The organism is Rhizobium sp. S163, assembly GCF_030380805.1.
Lineage (GTDB): Bacteria > Pseudomonadota > Alphaproteobacteria > Rhizobiales > Rhizobiaceae > Rhizobium.
This window is the reverse complement of record NZ_JAUDSA010000037.1, coordinates 282,406-298,034: the sequence shown is the minus strand read 5'-3', so window position 1 is coordinate 298,034 and position 15,629 is coordinate 282,406. Positions and strand designations below refer to the sequence as shown.

Here is a 15,629-nt window from a genome sequence, read left to right as displayed (position 1 = left end):
AGAGTTGTCCCGCTATCATGCTCAGGGCGCTCCCGCCGTCGTGCCGAAGAGCACGCCCTTTTCCTTCAGCCAGCGCCTATACGCGACGGAGGAACTGTCCGCGCGGGTCGGAATTTCCTGTCGTGGTTCGAGCGGGAGAAGCAGCGGACGCTGATTTTCGACGAGGATGCGATCCTGAAGGAAGATGACCTGCTCGAAATTAAGCAGAGCCGTCTGTGTCGAACTGCTGTCGACGAGATACATCACCGGCTGTGCACGGCAGAGGTCTTCTTCGATCGGATGGATGAAGAGCGCGATTGCATCAAGCCGCTCGGGTGCAGTCGGACATACCCGATAGAGCATGACGACGAAGGGGGTGGGGACACGATACGTGAGCTGCACGAATGCGCCCTCGCTTTCGGTCGCGGCAATGCGTGGCTGAAAGAAGGTACAGTTGGTTGCCCAGACCTCATCGACATCGCGGCGGATTTCGCTGAGATAACCCGGCACCTCGGTATGCGGTTCGGCCCCCAAAATATCCGCGTGCACAAAGGGGAAATGCGCCATATCGAGAAAGTTCTCGACGACCCGCAGCCCCGAGGCGCGCATCTTCACCCAACCGCACGGCACGAAGCGACGGTCGCTTTCGAAGGCTTCGGCGATGTCGAAGACCTCCTTGTTGGGCTGCCCGAGCGTCGTCCATACGCAACCGTATTTCTCGCGCACCGGAAGTGCTGGACCGGAGGGCCAGCCGCCCTCGATCTCGCGAATGACCACCTCACCGTCTTCGCGGCGGAAAAGCTCGATGTCCTGTCCAAGCAGGCGCGCGCGGGTCGGCTTGGTAGTCAGGTCCGTGGAGGTTTCGACGGCGTACCATTCGTTCAGCGCTGCACGGTCGGTCGTCTTGGCCACATCAGTCTCCTCAGCTCGCCTTAGTCCATTGCGCGGTGCCCTCGCGGTTTTCGGCCAGCCAGGCGGCGCGGCGGGCAAAATGCGGCGGTACAATGCGGTGGATCTTGGCGATGATCTCGTTGAGATCGCCGGTCTTCAGCTGACCGTCTTCGACGAGGACCTTGCCATCGACCATGGTGAGGCTGACATCGCCGCCACGCACGGCGTGCACGAGATTGTGTTGCAGGTTGAAGTAAGGGCCCTCGCCGAAAAGCGGCGTCATGCGCGGCGTGTCGGTGCGCACGGCGATCAGGTCGGCGCGCTTGCCCGGCTCAAGCGAACCTATCTCGTGGTCGAGGCCGATCGCCTTGGCGCCGGTTATAGTGGCCATGCGAAGCACATCCCAGCTATCCATGGCGGCGGCATCGAGGTCTTTCAGCTTGCCGAGCAGGGAAGCGACCTTCATCTCCTCGAACATGTCGAAGTTGTTGTTTTCCTTCTCGCCATCCGTGCCGATGCCAACAGGAACGCCCGCGGCAAGCATCTCTCCCGCGAGGGCGATACCGCTGGCGAGTTTCATGTTGCTGACGGGATTGTGGGCAATCGAGACGTTATACTTCGAGATGAACTCGACCTCGGCGGAGTCCAGCCAGACACCATGAGCAATCATCGTACGCGGCGCCTCGAAGAAGCCGAGATCCGCCAACGCATACATCGGCCGCTTGCCATAGCGCTTGTCAAATTCGGCGAGCTCGATTTCCGCTTCGCTGCAGTGGGTATGGAAACCAGTGTTATGGGTCTTGGCGAGCTGGATTGCGCGCTGCTGGCCCACCTCGTCGGCATAGAACAGATGCTCAAGTCCCACCCAGACATTCACGCGGCCATTGGCCTTGCGGTGCCACGTCTCGATCATCGCCTCGTTCATGTCGAGCGTATCGAAATAGTTATATTCCGGATGTTCTCCGACATAGGGCACCGCCACGAGGCGGTTGCCGATTGCGCTCGCCGCCTTGGCGCTGCCCTCCATGAACCGCCACATGTCAACAATCGTCGTCGTGCCGGCGAGGACGGATTCGGCATAGCAGAGCCAGGATGCGGCCTCGGCTTCATGCGGCTGAAGTGCCCGATGCATCGGGTTGATGTGCAGCGTCAGCCAGTCCCACACCGGCAGGTGTTCCGCCGTGCCTCGCAGAAAGCCGGAATGCGCATGGGCGTTGACCAGTCCTGGCATGATTGCGGAATTTGCGATTTTCCGGACGGGGGCGTCGGGATTGGCCGCGACAAGCTCGCTAAGGGGGGCAACTGCTTCGATGACGCTGCCATCGATTAAGACTGCGCCATCCGAGACAACACGGTTTTCAGCGTCCATCGTCAATAGGTAGTCGCCGGCGACAATTTGCTTATCCGTGGTCATGCCATCATCCAGTTCGTTTCGGGTTCACGCATCGCATGCAAGTTTCAGGCCTCCTCGAGAACGAAGTCGGCGGCGCGTTCGCCGATCATCGTCACCGGCGCGTGGGTATGGCAGGTGGGGATAATCGGGATGACCGAGGCATCGGCGATGCTCAGGCCATCGATGCCGCGCACCTGCAGCCTGCGGTCGACGACGGCCGCCTCGCTGCTGCCCATCGCGCAAGTGCCGCTGACATGGAAGAAGGTCGAGCAGGCGTTCCTGATGTAGTCGACGATCGCTGCCTTTGAGAGCTGCCGCGAGGGCGCCGCGTAGCCGCCGAACCAATCGGCATAGCTCCGTGTCGTGGCAAGCTCCATCATGGTTTCGACAGCGGTTACCAGCGCATCAAGGTCGCCTTGTTCCGCCAGATAGTTTGGCTGGATCTCGACCGCGCCACCGGGTTCAGCGGACAGCAACCGCATGTAGCCGACGCTCTTCGAGTGCATCAGCCCGCAGCCGATCGAGAAAACATCCCCGGACAGGTCGTAGAGTTCGCGAATGCGCGGTCCGGCGCTGCTGCCTTGCACCGGAAAGGCATGCAGGTCCGGCTGGGCCAAAGCTGCAGACGATTTCCAGTTGATGACCGCGCCGCCGCCATTATCGCGCACCGGGCCGAGCGATTGCTTGGCACGAAACACGCAGGCCTGAACCAGCGGGTGATCCTGGAGATTCTGGCCGACGCCGGGAAGAGCAAGGCGAATATCGATACCAAGCCGCTTCAACTCCGCGGGGTGGCCGATGCCCGACATCATCAGGAGCCGCGGCGTGTCGATAGCGCCAAGCGCCAGGATGACATGCGCGGTTGCTCGGACCTCCCGCACCTCTCCCGCGTGGAGGTATTTGACCGACACGCAGCGACCATTTTCGACGCCGAGACCGATCGCCAGCGCATCGGTAAGGATCGTCAGACGTTCATTGTCGAAGATCGGCCAGAGGTAGCCTCTAGCCGAACTCCAGCGTTCGCCCGCCGACATGTTGAGGTTGGAGAGCGCCGCTCCTTCGTTGGACGGGCCATTGGGGTCGTCTATGACGGGGATGCCGAGCTCGGCAGAGCCGCCGAGCATCGCTTCGGCGACGGGATGAGGCGCCTTGCTGCGCTCGATGCGAAGAGGGCCGCCGGCGCCGCGCAGTTCGGATGCTCCGCCCTCCCAGTCTTCGGCACGCTTGAAATAGGGCAGGACGTCCTTGAACGACCAGCCTTGTGCTCCGGCCGCTTCCCATCCGTCGTAGTCGCGCGGGTCTCCACGATACCACATCATCGCATTGATGCTGCTCGAACCGCCAAGCACCTTGCCGCGGGGAATGCCTATGGTTCGGTTATTGACGCGCGGGTTCGGTGCGTAGTCGTATCCCCAGTCATAGTTGCTGCGCCCGAGCGACACCCAGGAGGTGGGATTGTCGATCTCGGCAATGCCGATGCCGGGGCCGCCTGCTTCGATCAGCAAAACAGTGGCATCACTGCCATCGATCAGCCGCCGCGCAACCGCGCAACCACCCGAGCCGGCGCCGACGACGATATAGTCGTAGGCTGCGGCAATGGGTTTTTGCGGTATGGTCGGAGCAGGCATTGGATGCGGCATTCCTTATCTTCGCTGTGCCTCAGTTGTGTTCGCTAGGACCCATGATGACGATGCCTTCGGTCGCCTCGACATGACGCACGAAGATGTATTTGTCCTCGCGGCCGTCGCTGTGCTTGCGCTTGATGTCCGGCTGAACGGTGCCGGCCACCTTGGCAACGACGACATAGGGGACGTCCGCCTTCAGACCCGCTTGGCAATGCGTTTCAAATTCCTCCAGCGAGCGGGCGGTATGGGCTTGTTCGACCCCTGCCCCGCGCGCGATGGCTGCAATATCGACGCGGCCGGACGCCGTGTGGGTTGGTGGCCCTCCGATGGACTGGTAGCACTCGTTGTCCCAGACGACGACGAAGAGGTTCTTCGGCTGCTCGTTGCCGAGCGTGGCAAGGATGCCGAGATTGAACATCATTCCGCCATCGGTATCGAGGGAGACGATGCGGCGATGCGGCAGACCGGCTGCCAGGCCAAAGGCCTGCGGCGTGACGCAGCCGAGCTGCTGCTGGAACAGACTTGCCTCGCGCATGTGCGGCGCGGCGTTGTACCATTCGTCGACGCTGGCGCCGAGCGAGAGGATGACCAGTTCGTCCTTGAGCCGGGCAGAGAGGACCGTCATACAATCGAAGCGCTTCATCGAACGATCTCCCCGCCCAGAGCCACGGCCGAATGGTAGTAGGCGGCGTAAGACCATTCATACGCGTCGGCGATCGCCCGCTCGATGCGTTCTTCCTCGCGCACCACCTGATAGGGAATGCGCAGCGCGTTGAGCACCGGCTCCATGGTGATGCCGTGAGGAATGGCCCACCAGTTGTTTTCACCCATCTCGCCGCGATAGCTCATCAGCATGACGACAGGGATGCCGGCGCCAAGGCCCATGCGGGCAAGCGGCTCGACCGACGCCCGCAGGCCGGAGTTCTCCATGATCAGCGCGGCCCGCTTTCCAGACAGGAACACACCGCCACAGATCGCCGCGCCCTCGCCCTCGTTTGTGACCCGGATGGTGCGAATATCAGGATCGGCGTCGAGCGCTGGATACAACTCCTTGAAAAGGGAATCGGGAAGGTAACAAACGATGCTCACGCCGGCCTTCTTCAGGCCTCGGATGACGGCATCAACTGCGGATTTTTTCATGGTGCGTCCTCATTTCATAGGGAAGGTCGCAAACTGAAAATGTTTCGAATAGTCTGCAATTTTCGATCCAAGTGATGCGCTAGACGCAACAACTCAAATCCCGTTCTCGCCCAAGCGCTCGATCGCCTGCGACAGCAGCTTGCCGAGGGCGGAGGCCGCGTCGGACATCTCTTTTTCCGAGCGCGACAACAGCATCAGCTTTCTTGGGCTGAGCTTGGGATCGCGCAGCGGTATGAATGTCAGCGTTCCGTCCAAGATCTCCTGCTCGATGCCGACACGTGTCTGCAACACCGTGCCGAGATTGCGCTTGGCCAGATCCACCATCAGCCCGATCGAGTTCGTGCGGCTGCGTTGCGTGATGTCGACCAGCGAGCGGCTGAAGGCTTCTTCGAGCCAGGCGCCAAGCGTCAGGCTGGAATCCGACAGGATGATGCGTTCGCCGGCAAGATCGAACAGCCGCAGCTCCGTCTTCGCGGCAAAGCGACTCTCCGGCAAGGCGAGAACACCGAGCGGCAAAGAAACCGTTGCGATCCGTCGAACATTGCGTGGCACCTTGATGTCGAACATGACAGCAAGGTCGCACTCACCCTCGGCCACCGCGTTGACGGCCGGTTGGGAGCCCATGACGCGGACATCTACGGTGATACCAGGGTGGCGCTGCCAGAATTCCTGGAGCGCTTCCGGTAACAGTCCGCGCGAGACGCTCTCGATCACGGCGACGGAGACGGTTCCGCGATGCAGGCCATGCAGATCGGTGATCTCGCTGCAGGCGCGGTTCAACTCGGAGAGGCTGAGACGGGCGCGGTAGAGCATGAGCTCCCCGGCACTCGTCAACTTGAGGCGTTGGCGCACGCGCTCGAACAGGGATGCTCCAAGTTCGTCCTCCAACTGCCGCAGGATGCGGCTGACGGAGGACGGAGCGACGTTGAGAGCCTGGGATGCCTGACGGATCGAACCAAGCCTTGCAACCAGCTGAAAATAGTGGATGCGGGTGGCAAGAAGGCCCAGGCGGTATGGGTCCATTAAATCGTCTCAAAGAGTGGCTGTATTGCCATTTCAGGCACCAGCACGAGACCCTTGTCGGTAATGCGGATCTCGGGGATGACCGACAGGGGGATCAGGTTGAAGCCCATATAGGCGATGGTGCACTCCGCCTTTTCCCATTCGATCTTGAGCGCTTTGACCTCTTCTGCGACTTCGTGCACGCGCTTGTCTGAGAGCAGTCCTGCAATCGGCAAAGGCACCATGGCGGTAACCTTGCCATCTATGACGACGCAGACACCGCCCTGCTTTTCCTCGATCGCCTGAATGGCGACCTGCATGTCTGCCTCGTTGGTGCCCGCAACGATGATATTGTGGCTATCGTGTCCGACAGACGAGGCCACCGCGCCCCTCTTGAGCCCGAAACTGTGCAGCAGACCATGAGCGACGTTACCTGGGGATTTGCCGTGGCGCTCGACGACGGTGACGAAGCAGAGGCCGTGACGATCGAAATGGGTCTGCCAGTTATTGGCAGGTTCCAGCGTGATCTTGGAATGGCCAAGCGTGATGCCGGGCAGTTCGGTCTTGATGGTGTGGGCGATGACAGGTTCGGTTGGCAGGTCGGGGGTCAGCTTGAGATTTTTCGGCAGTTTGACCGTGTGATAGGCAGCATCGGGATAGCGATAGGGCTTGGACAGCGCGGTTTCGAGAACGGGTGTCACCTTGCGGTCTTCGACGACCAATTCGCCGCCGTACCATGTGTTTACCGGCTTCAGGTTGTCGTTGAGCAGGACGAGATCGGCGCGCCGACCCCCGCCAAGGCCGCCGATGTCGTTTTCCATGCCGAAGCGCGTTGCGCCGTGCAGTGAGCCCATGGCCCAAGCCTGTTCCGGCGTCATGCCCGCCTTGACGGCTTCGCGCGTCACCCAGTCGAGGCCAAAGAGAAGCAGATCGTCGGCATCCCGGTCGTCGGTGCAGACCGCGATCCGCTTGTGCGAAGCGCCGAGCTCGGTGATCGTCTTGATGGCGTGCGGCAGGCTGTGCCACGGCGTCGTCGGCGGGCCACCGCGCAAGAACAGCCAGATGCCGGCCTCCAGCAAGTCGTCTGCGATGTCGCGATCGATTGCCTCGTGTGTGTCGGTGACGCCGGCTGCGGCATAGGCGGAAACGAATTCGCGGCCGTAGACATGGCCGGAGACCGGGCGCCCGCGCTGCAGTGCCGCGGCCAAAATCGCATGGCTGCGCTCGTCGCCCATCGCGACCTGCACGAAATCCATCTTCTCGCCGAGCGCCACGGCTTCCGGCCATTTGTCGAACAGGGCCGCGATCTTGCCGGGCGTCAGATCGCCACCGGCGGTCTCAAGCTGCGGGGATGTCGCCGGCACGGTGCTCGGGACCGTGAGGAAGATCGACAAGGGCGCATGACGCGCGTCTTCCAGCATCGCCTCGACGCCGGCGACATCCATGACGTTGCCGATCTCGTGACTGTCGCAGAAGATCGTGGTTGTCCCGTTGAGAAGCGCTGCTTCCGCGTAAGCGCAGGCGGTCACCATGCTGGATTCGATATGAATATGCGGATCGACCAGGCCCGGCGCGATAATTCCGCCTCGCGCATCATAGAGCCTAGCCGTCCCGCCGCGATAGGTTCCCGATGGCTTCACCGCCGCGATGCGGCCATTCGAAACCCAGATTTCCTTATCGCCGAGGATGCGCTCGGAATAAGTCGACAGCACGCGCGCTCCCTGGATGACGATGTCCGGATCGGATCGCCCGAAGGCGACGTCGGCCAGGGTGCGTGTCAGTGTTGAAAGCGGCTTCACGGAAAAACGGGTCAAAGGGCTCATGAAAACTCCGATCTGAAAATCAGTGGTAGTCGGGAATACCCGGCATCGTATGGAAGCCCTTCAAGGCGCGGAAACGACGGATCCAACGGCGAAGCGCCGGATATTCGTCGTGTTCGACACCATAGTCGCGGCTGAGCGCGAAGGAGGGAAAGAGCGCTAGATCCGCGAGTGTCGGCCCATCGCCGACGAACCAATCCTTGCCGTCGAAGTGACGTGCGGTCATGTGGTCGTCCATGATGCGAAACGCCTTGCGCGCGGCCTGACGCAGTGCGGCTGCATCGCCTGATGTGTCGAACAGCGCCTGCAGTCGGGCTTCGATAGCCGGCGCGATCGCCGTCTCGCTGAAGCCAAGCCATTTCGCCACGGCGCCGAAGGACGCGGGTTCTTCAGGCAGCCATTTTCCGGCCGGATCGTAGGCCTTGGCGAGATAGAGCAGGATTGCCGCGGCGCCATGCAACACAAGGTCGCCATCACGCACGACAGGGAGCGTACCTAGCGGGTTCAGTGCCAGCATCGCGGGCTTTTTCTGCTCCGCGCCTGGGAACATATCGACCGAAATTGTCGTCCACTCGAGGCCCAGCATAGAAAGCGCGAGACGCGCACGATAGCTCTGTTCGTCGAGTTCGTAATTGTAAAGCGTGATATCAGACATCAGGCGACCTCTGTCACGCGCTGCTCGGCCTCGAGCTCGAACCGCAGCCCCTCGGCCCATTGCGCGTAGTGCTTCTGCTTTGCGCCGCCATAGACCGCAAGAGAGCCGAAAAGGACAATGTGCGCGGCAGTCTTGGCTTCCGTCGTTGCCTGGAATGCCACGAACACGACATCGTCGCCATTGACGAATTCGCCGGCATTGATGCCAAGGCTTGTCATTCCGGCCCCAGTGAACGCAGCAACGACGGCATCGATCGATCGGTCGACATAAAGACTGCGCACCGGCGTAATCTCCGTAGCGCCGGTCTCCGGGATCGAAACATCTTCCGCCGTCGTCGTCCAGATGATGCCGTACTTTTCCTCGACCCGGTAGATCGGAACCTTGATCGACTGCGGGACGTCGAGTGTGGGGTGGGCCGGGATGTAGCGGCACTGTCCCGTCGTATCGTACTGCCAGCCGTGATAGAGGCAGGCGATATGATCGCCGCGGACGAAGCCGAAGCTGAGGCGCATGCCACGATGCGGACAGCGGTCCTCCCAGGCATGTGCATTGCCGCTATTGTCGCGCCAGACGACAATTTCGTCGCCCTCGATCGTCGCACCTGCCGATGTCCCGGCTTCGATTGACGAGGACAACCCGACGGGCACCCATCCCTCATTCAATTTCATAGTCCACTCCTGTTCAAGCGGTTGCGCGTTCGATATCGACGATGATGCAATCATAGGGGCCGAGGCTGCAGGCCATCTCGAACGCGTCAACCAGATCTTCCTGCCCCCGAACGGACAAGGTGGCCGACGCTGTATCGCAAGCGCCCATGCTGATCTCCAGATCCAGCCGTCGGGCGCGATGCAATGCAAATTCGGTGAAGCTCTCGCACACCATCTGCCCTCGGAAGGTGAAATACGCGCCTTGAATTAGTCCGGACATTGCTCGCTTATCGTCTCCATCCTGACGCGTGCCTCCGCTCAAAATTAAAGCGGAATGCATAAAAAATAAACATGCATTACTTTTGGGCATTCTAGGCATTGTCTGGACCGAAATTCAAGCCGCTTTTCGTCGTGGCTTGTTGCCTTCTACGCATTGGTATCATCGAAAAATTCGCACTATTCGGAACATTGGTGATTTGTCAGTCTCGCCTGGTTCCGTTGTTTCCACCCCGTGATCGCCGCGCGCAAAACACACTAGGCAACGTCGCCATCCACGCGGCCACGGCGACCGAGAGCCGCTGGAATAGCACTGCAGGGATGCGCTTCGGGACGGACCAGCTTCCGTTTGGCAACTGGCATAATTGTTGCGTCAAGAACGGTAGGGTCGAACTATTACAGATCAAAAGCGCGGCCAACCGCGTAGAAACCAGAAGGGGATCACATGATTGACTTGCGTACGCTTTCCCGCCGCGGATTTCTGAACATGAGTGCTGCTGGTGCAGCGGCAATGTTGCTCCCGGCTGGCCTCGCCCGCCAGGCTCTAGCCGCCTCGCCTTTGCCTGCGATCAAGGAAGAAGAAGCCGTCATCGGCTTCGGGCATGTCGGGCCGATCTCCGACGAGGGCTGGACATGGGCACACCACCAGGGCCTGCTGGCCGTAAAGGAAGCCTATCCGAAGCTCAAGAAGATCCTTGAAGTCGAAAACATCCCCTACTCGGCCGACGCGACGCGCACCTATCGCCAGTTCGTCTCCGAAGGCGCGAACATGATCTTCGACACCTCGTCGAACGGCGACTTCCTGCATGAGGTGGTCAAGCGCGCGACCGATGTGGCATTCATGGAATGCAACGGCCACGTCACGATGGACAATCTCGGCTGGTACTATCTGGCCCATTGGTATCCGACCTATGTGCTCGGTGTCGCCGCGGGCCATCTGTCTAAGACCGGCAAACTCGGCTACGTCGCTTCCTTCCCGGTTGCCTCCGTCTACGCCTCGACCAACGCCTTCCTGATGGGCGCACGCACCGTCAACCCGAATGCAACGGTGCAGACGATCGTCATCAACTCCTGGTTCGATCCGCAGGCGGCAACGCAGGCTGGTACGGCCCTGATCGACAATGGCTGCGACTTCCTCTTCGGCATCATGGACGAAGCGGGCTACCTGCAGGTCGCAGAAAAGCGCGGCGTCTGGGCGGCCATGTGGAACACCGACATCCGTCGCTACGGCCCGAACTCCTATGTCTCATCGATCTTGATCGATTTCACCAAGTTCTATGTCGATCAGGTCGGCAAGCGTCTTGCCGGCACCTGGGCGCCGAGCGAGCAGCTGTTTGCAATGGGCGCCGGCGTTGATCGTGACAAGTGGGGCGAGAAGGTTCCGGCAGATGTTGCCGCAGCGGCCGATGCCGTCCGCGAGAAGATCATGGGCGGCTGGTCGCCTTTCACCGGCGAATTGAAGGATTCCACCGGCAAGGTGCGCGTTGCCGCTGGGCAGAAGATGACCGAGCTCGAACTCTACAACTGGGATTGGTCGGTCGAGGGTGTTACCGGCCTTACCTCCTGATCCGGCCTCCCAAGCCAAGAGCCCGGCCGCTCTAGTCGGCCGGGCTCCCCGCCTTCAAGCTCCGGTGCCATTCCATGATCGAAAATGCGACCCATTACACGCCGCCTGCAGGAGCTCCCCCGCTCGTCCAGCTGAAGGACATCGCGAAATACTTTCCAGGCGTCATTGCCAACGAGAATGTCGATCTGGAGGTGATGCCGGGTGAAATCCATGCGCTGCTTGGCGAAAACGGCGCCGGCAAGTCGACGCTGATGAACATCCTGACCGGCATCTACCAGCCGGACGCCGGCGAGATCATCATCGACGGCTACGCCAAGGAATTCGCGACGCCGCTGCAGGCAATCGCCTCAGGCATCGGCATGGTGCACCAGCATTTCAAGCTGGTCCAGGCCTTCACGGTTGCCGAGAACATCCATCTCGGCTGGTCGCAAACGCCGCGCCGTGCCTCCGCGCAGGTACTGGAGCAGCGCACCGCCGACTTGGCCGAGAAATTCAATCTAAAAACCCATCCAGGCGCCCGCGTCAGCGATCTTTCGACCGGCGAACAGCAGCGCGTCGAGATCCTGCGTGTACTTGCCAGACAGGCACGCGTCCTTATCCTTGACGAGCCGACAGCCGTTTTGACGCCGGCCGAGGCGCGCGAACTGTTCAAGGCGCTGCGCGAATTCGTGGCCGCCGGCAATGCCGTCATTTTCATCAGCCACAAGCTGGATGAAGTGTTGGAGATTTCCGACCGCATCAGCATTCTGCGCGGCGGCCGCAAGATCGCCACCGAAAACACGGCCGATTGTAATCCGCGCATGCTTGCCAAGCTCATGGTTGGCCGTGACATCGTGCTGGCCGACATGCGCCAGCGCCCAGCAGGCGCGGCCCCGATGTCGCCACAGCCTGTACTATCACTCGAAAATGTCTCGGCGATCGGTGACGGCGGCAATGAAGCACTGCACGGCATCTCGCTCGATGTTCGGGCGGGCGAGATCGTTGGCGTTGCGGGTGTCGCCGGCAATGGTCAACGCGAGCTCAGCCAGGTGCTGACCGGCATCCGCCCGGTGAGTGCCGGCCGGATCCTGATTGCGGGCAAACCGGTTGACAAGAGCAACGCCGCAGCCTTTGCCGAAAGCGGCATCGGTCATGTTCCGGAAGACCGTCTGCACAGCGGCCTCGCACCGGCGATGAGCATCACAGTCAATGCCGTGATGCGCGAATACAAGAAGCCGCCGGTCTCGTCAGCCGGAAGCTACAAACCCAGTGCTGCAACCGCACTTGCCAAGGAGATCGCCTCGGCCGCCGAGGTTGCCATTCCGGATTTCGCAATGCCGATCCGCAATCTGTCCGGTGGCAACCAACAGCGCCTTGTCGCCCGGCGCGAGATGCGCATTGCCGACAAGGTCCTGATCGCTGCTTATCCGAGCCGTGGCCTCGATGTCGGTGCCATCAACACGATGCTGCGCTACATCGTCGAGCTGCGCGATGCAGGCGCTGGCATCATTCTGATCTCCGAGGAACTCGAAGAACTGCTCAACCTCTCCGACCGCATTGCCGTGCTTTATGAAGGGAAGATCATGGGGATCGTCGACAACGACAAGACCGATATCGACGAAATCGGCCTGCTGATGGGTGGCCGTACCCAGGTCCGTGAGGTCGCATAGCATGGCAGGTTCCCTCCGTTTGCAGCGCCTGCCGTCCGCCTCGCCCGGCATCGCGCTGGCTGCCCGGGCGGCCGCCATCGTTCTCGCGCTCGTCTTTGCAGGCATCATTCTGGCGATGACCGGCGCCAATCCGATCGAACTTGCCTCCGAGGTCGTCGACGCCAGTTTTGGCTCTAGCTTCGGCATGGAGGACCTGGGTGTTCTCGTTATCCCGCTGATCCTGACCGGCCTGTCGGTCGCAGTCGCCCAGCAGATCGGTGCATGGAACATTGGCGCGGAAGGGCAGTTCTATGCCGGCGCCTTCGCGGCTGCCGCCGTTGGCCTGTTCGTGCCGGGCCCGCCGGCCCTCATTCTTGTGCTGATGTTCATCGCCGGCCTGGTTGGAGGCGCCGTCTGGATCCTCGTGCCGACGCTTGCGCGCGCCTATGCCAACGTCAACGAGCTGATCACCACGCTGCTGTTGAACTTCGTGGCCATCCTGCTCGTCTATTTCGTCTCCACCAACGCCTGGCGCGACAGGATGGCGAATTCGGCAACGCCGCGCCTTTCCGCCGAAATCCCGGAGTTCTGGGGTTCGATCCATTGGGGTCTGCCGATCGCAATTCTTGTGGCTCTGCTTGTCGCCGGCCTGCTTGCCTTCTCCCGCTGGGGTTATGAGGTGAGGCTTGTCGGTTCCAATCCTACGGCTGCCAAATACGCCGGCATGCCGGTGCGCCGCCACCTGATTACCGTCATGCTGCTATCTGGCGCGATTGCCGGTCTTGCCGGCATGCTGGAGATTGCCGGCACGGTGCACCGTCTGCAGGGCGGCATCTCAAACAACTACGGTTACCTCGGTATAATGGTGGCTGTTCTCGCAAGAGGCTCCGCCGTCGGCGTTATCTTCTCGGCAGCACTCATGGCCTTTATCCTGAACTCCGGCATCATCCTGCAAACCCAGGGCCTGACCACATCGACGGTTCTGGCGATCACCGGCCTCATTCTGTTTCTGACGGCAATCGGCGACGAGCTCGCCCATTATCGCATCGCGCGTGACAAGGCTTGAGGAGAGCGACATGGATCTTTTGACCGGCCTCTTCACAACGGCCTTCCTGGCAGGCGGCGTACTGGCGCTTGCAGCACTTGGCGAGGTGCTTGCCGAACGCGTTGGCGTCGTCAATCTGGGCGTCGAGGGCTTGATGGCGATGGGTGCGCTGACAGCGATCGCAACCGTTGCCGCGATACCCTCGCCCACCGTCGGCTTCCTCTCCGCTCTCGCGGTCGGCGCGCTGTTTGGCGCGCTGTTCGCCTTCGCGACCGTCATCCTGCGTGCCAATCAGGTGCTTTGCGGACTGGCGCTGACCTTGATGGGCAGCGGCATCGCCTCCACCATCGGCCGTGCCTATTCCGGCATGCCGGCTCGTGCAACCTTTGCGCCGATCGAAGTCCCCATCCTGAGCAAGATCCCGGTCATCGGCCCTGCCTTCTTCTCGCAGAATATCCTGCTCTATCTGATCTTTCTCATCCTGCCGGTCGGCCTAAGCTATCTCATGTTCCGCACCCGCCATGGTCTCAACCTTCGAGCCGTGGGCGAAAACCCCGCTGCCGCCGATGCCGCCGGCATTCCGGTCAACCTAATCCGCTTCGTTTATGTGACAGCCGGCTCGGCGTTGGCGGCCGGTGCCGGCGCCTACCTCACGCTCACCTTCGTGCCGTCGTGGTCGGATGGTGTCGTCGCGGGGCGCGGCTGGATCGCCGTTGCGCTCGTCATCTTCGCCGGATACCGGCCGATCCCGGCCGTGCTTTCAGGCCTGCTTTTCGGCTTCATCACCGCACTCGGCTTCGTCGGGCAAGCCCGCGGCTGGCCGGTCGCGCCGGCCTTCCTGTCGATGCTGCCCTATCTCGGCACCATGGCCTTCATCATCGTGCCCGTCCTTGCCTGGCAGCGCATGCGTCGGATCATGGCCGCTCCCTCAGCGATCGGCATACCCTACTACCGTGACGTCCGATGATGCTTGATGCGTCGGCTGCTCGGCCGGCAGGCCATTGCCGATAGACCAATGAACTGCGAAAGATGATATCCATTGCAATGAAAGAGAGCATGTCATGAGATGTTCCGACAAGGCGGCCCTCGATCAGTGGTATCCGCTTGGTACAGAAAAAGAGATCGCCTTCGGCCGCATGAACACGCGCCTGCTAGGCACAGAATTGCTGATCGACCGCGCCGTTGATGGCACTCTTGTCGTCATGGCCGATGATGCCGATGAACCGTTGCCCATCATCCGCCGCTTCGGCCTTGTCTGGGCAACACTTGGGGAACCCAAGGGCGGACTGTTCGCGCTACCGGAAGCCGATGAAGACGACCGCCGCGTGGTCAATTGCGGTGCGGTCATGGTGCGCGCGTCGGGGCTTCGCATCATCGAGAACTTCCTCGACATGGCGCATTTCCCGTTCGTGCACACGGATATTCTGGGTGCGGAGCCGCATACGGAGGTCATGCACTACAATGCCGAGATTCGTCGCGACGTCGACGAGGTCTGGGCAACCAACTGCCAATTCTTCCAGCCGCAGGCAGCGCTTTCGGCAACCAATGGGATCATGACCGACTATATCTACCGGGTCATGACGCCATTCACCACGCTGCTCTACAAGACCTGCCCGAACTCCGCCAATCGCTGGGACGTGATTTGCCTGTTCGTCCAGCCGCTAGATCCAGACCGTTGCATCGCCCATCCAGTGATGTTCTTGATCGACGACGTCTCGACCACCACCGAACTGGTTCATTTCCAGCAGCTGATCTTCCTGCAGGACCGCATCATCCTGGAAAACCAGCGCCCTTCGCTACTCCCGATGGAAGCTCGCGCCGAAATCCCAACCCGTGCCGACGCAAGTTCGATCGCCTATCGCCGCTGGCTGAAGGAGAAGGGTATCACCTACGGCACCACCGCCACGGCGGCCTGATAAAGGGCGCGTGCCGTCGACTCATGTCGTCTGCCTGACCGCTAG

General features: G+C 61.3%; 15 protein-coding genes. 5 read left to right on the top strand and 10 right to left on the bottom strand.

Translation table 11 applies throughout. The annotated features are described in order from the left end of the window. Positions 1 to 21: 21 nt before the first annotated feature. The 10 genes from QTL96_RS28395 to QTL96_RS28350 form a co-directional block, all read right to left on the bottom strand. Positions 22 to 891 carry an aromatic ring-hydroxylating dioxygenase subunit alpha gene (locus QTL96_RS28395; RefSeq protein ID WP_113196961.1) on the bottom strand — a complete coding sequence of 290 codons (870 nt, stop codon included), beginning with the start codon at positions 889 to 891 and terminating at the stop codon, positions 22 to 24. A gap of 10 nt (positions 892 to 901) precedes the next feature. Then, the gene (locus QTL96_RS28390; RefSeq protein ID WP_289730071.1) at positions 902 to 2,284 is read right to left on the bottom strand and encodes an amidohydrolase; all 1,383 of its coding nucleotides are present in this window, start codon (positions 2,282 to 2,284) and stop codon (positions 902 to 904) included. 44 nt (positions 2,285 to 2,328) lie between these two features. After that, a complete protein-coding gene (locus QTL96_RS28385) occupies positions 2,329 to 3,891 on the bottom strand; it encodes a GMC family oxidoreductase N-terminal domain-containing protein (protein ID WP_289730070.1) in 1,563 nt (520 codons plus the stop codon). Positions 3,892 to 3,922: 31 nt separating this feature from the next. After that, positions 3,923 to 4,531: a thiamine pyrophosphate-dependent enzyme gene (locus tag QTL96_RS28380; protein ID WP_132669412.1), complete on the bottom strand. Its 609-nt coding sequence runs from the start codon at positions 4,529 to 4,531 to the stop codon at positions 3,923 to 3,925. Continuing rightward, the gene (locus QTL96_RS28375; protein WP_065692718.1) at positions 4,528 to 5,028 is read right to left on the bottom strand and encodes a thiamine pyrophosphate-binding protein; all 501 of its coding nucleotides are present in this window, start codon (positions 5,026 to 5,028) and stop codon (positions 4,528 to 4,530) included. Before QTL96_RS28375 ends, QTL96_RS28380 begins: the two co-directional genes overlap by 4 nt. Before the next feature lie 93 nt (positions 5,029 to 5,121). Further along, entirely contained in the window at positions 5,122 to 6,051 is a 930-nt protein-coding gene (locus QTL96_RS28370) for a LysR family transcriptional regulator (protein ID WP_289730069.1), read from the bottom strand. Next, complete coding sequence (locus QTL96_RS28365) at positions 6,051 to 7,853, bottom strand: adenine deaminase C-terminal domain-containing protein (protein WP_289730068.1); 1,803 nt, start codon at positions 7,851 to 7,853, stop codon at positions 6,051 to 6,053. Before QTL96_RS28365 ends, QTL96_RS28370 begins: the two co-directional genes overlap by 1 nt. 19 nt (positions 7,854 to 7,872) lie before the next feature. Beyond that, complete coding sequence (locus QTL96_RS28360) at positions 7,873 to 8,505, bottom strand: glutathione S-transferase family protein (protein ID WP_289730067.1); 633 nt, start codon at positions 8,503 to 8,505, stop codon at positions 7,873 to 7,875. Further along, on the bottom strand, positions 8,505 to 9,173 hold the full coding sequence (locus tag QTL96_RS28355; protein ID WP_289730066.1) for a Rieske (2Fe-2S) protein: 669 nt from the start codon (positions 9,171 to 9,173) through the stop codon (positions 8,505 to 8,507). The genes QTL96_RS28360 and QTL96_RS28355 overlap by 1 nt, the downstream gene beginning before the upstream one ends. A gap of 13 nt (positions 9,174 to 9,186) precedes the next feature. Next, positions 9,187 to 9,522: a hypothetical protein gene (locus tag QTL96_RS28350; protein WP_289730065.1), complete on the bottom strand. Its 336-nt coding sequence runs from the start codon at positions 9,520 to 9,522 to the stop codon at positions 9,187 to 9,189. 351 nt (positions 9,523 to 9,873) lie between these two features. On the opposite strand from QTL96_RS28350, the gene QTL96_RS28345 reads away from it, so the two are divergent. The 5 genes from QTL96_RS28345 to QTL96_RS28325 all read left to right on the top strand — a co-directional run bounded on the left by QTL96_RS28345 (position 9,874) and on the right by QTL96_RS28325 (position 15,584). Then, positions 9,874 to 10,995 (top strand): BMP family ABC transporter substrate-binding protein, encoded by a 1,122-nt coding sequence (locus QTL96_RS28345; RefSeq protein WP_289730064.1) that lies wholly within the window; start codon positions 9,874 to 9,876, stop codon positions 10,993 to 10,995. Between the two features lie 74 nt (positions 10,996 to 11,069). After that, the gene (locus tag QTL96_RS28340) at positions 11,070 to 12,644 is read left to right on the top strand and encodes an ABC transporter ATP-binding protein (protein ID WP_289730062.1); all 1,575 of its coding nucleotides are present in this window, start codon (positions 11,070 to 11,072) and stop codon (positions 12,642 to 12,644) included. A 1-nt stretch (position 12,645) separates the two neighbouring features. After that, complete coding sequence (locus QTL96_RS28335) at positions 12,646 to 13,689, top strand: ABC transporter permease (protein WP_289730061.1); 1,044 nt, start codon at positions 12,646 to 12,648, stop codon at positions 13,687 to 13,689. Between the two features lie 10 nt (positions 13,690 to 13,699). Beyond that, complete coding sequence (locus QTL96_RS28330; protein WP_289730060.1) at positions 13,700 to 14,635, top strand: ABC transporter permease; 936 nt, start codon at positions 13,700 to 13,702, stop codon at positions 14,633 to 14,635. A gap of 94 nt (positions 14,636 to 14,729) precedes the next feature. Next, positions 14,730 to 15,584: an aromatic ring-hydroxylating dioxygenase subunit alpha gene (locus QTL96_RS28325; RefSeq protein WP_289730059.1), complete on the top strand. Its 855-nt coding sequence runs from the start codon at positions 14,730 to 14,732 to the stop codon at positions 15,582 to 15,584. The last annotated feature ends 45 nt before the right edge of the window (positions 15,585 to 15,629 follow it).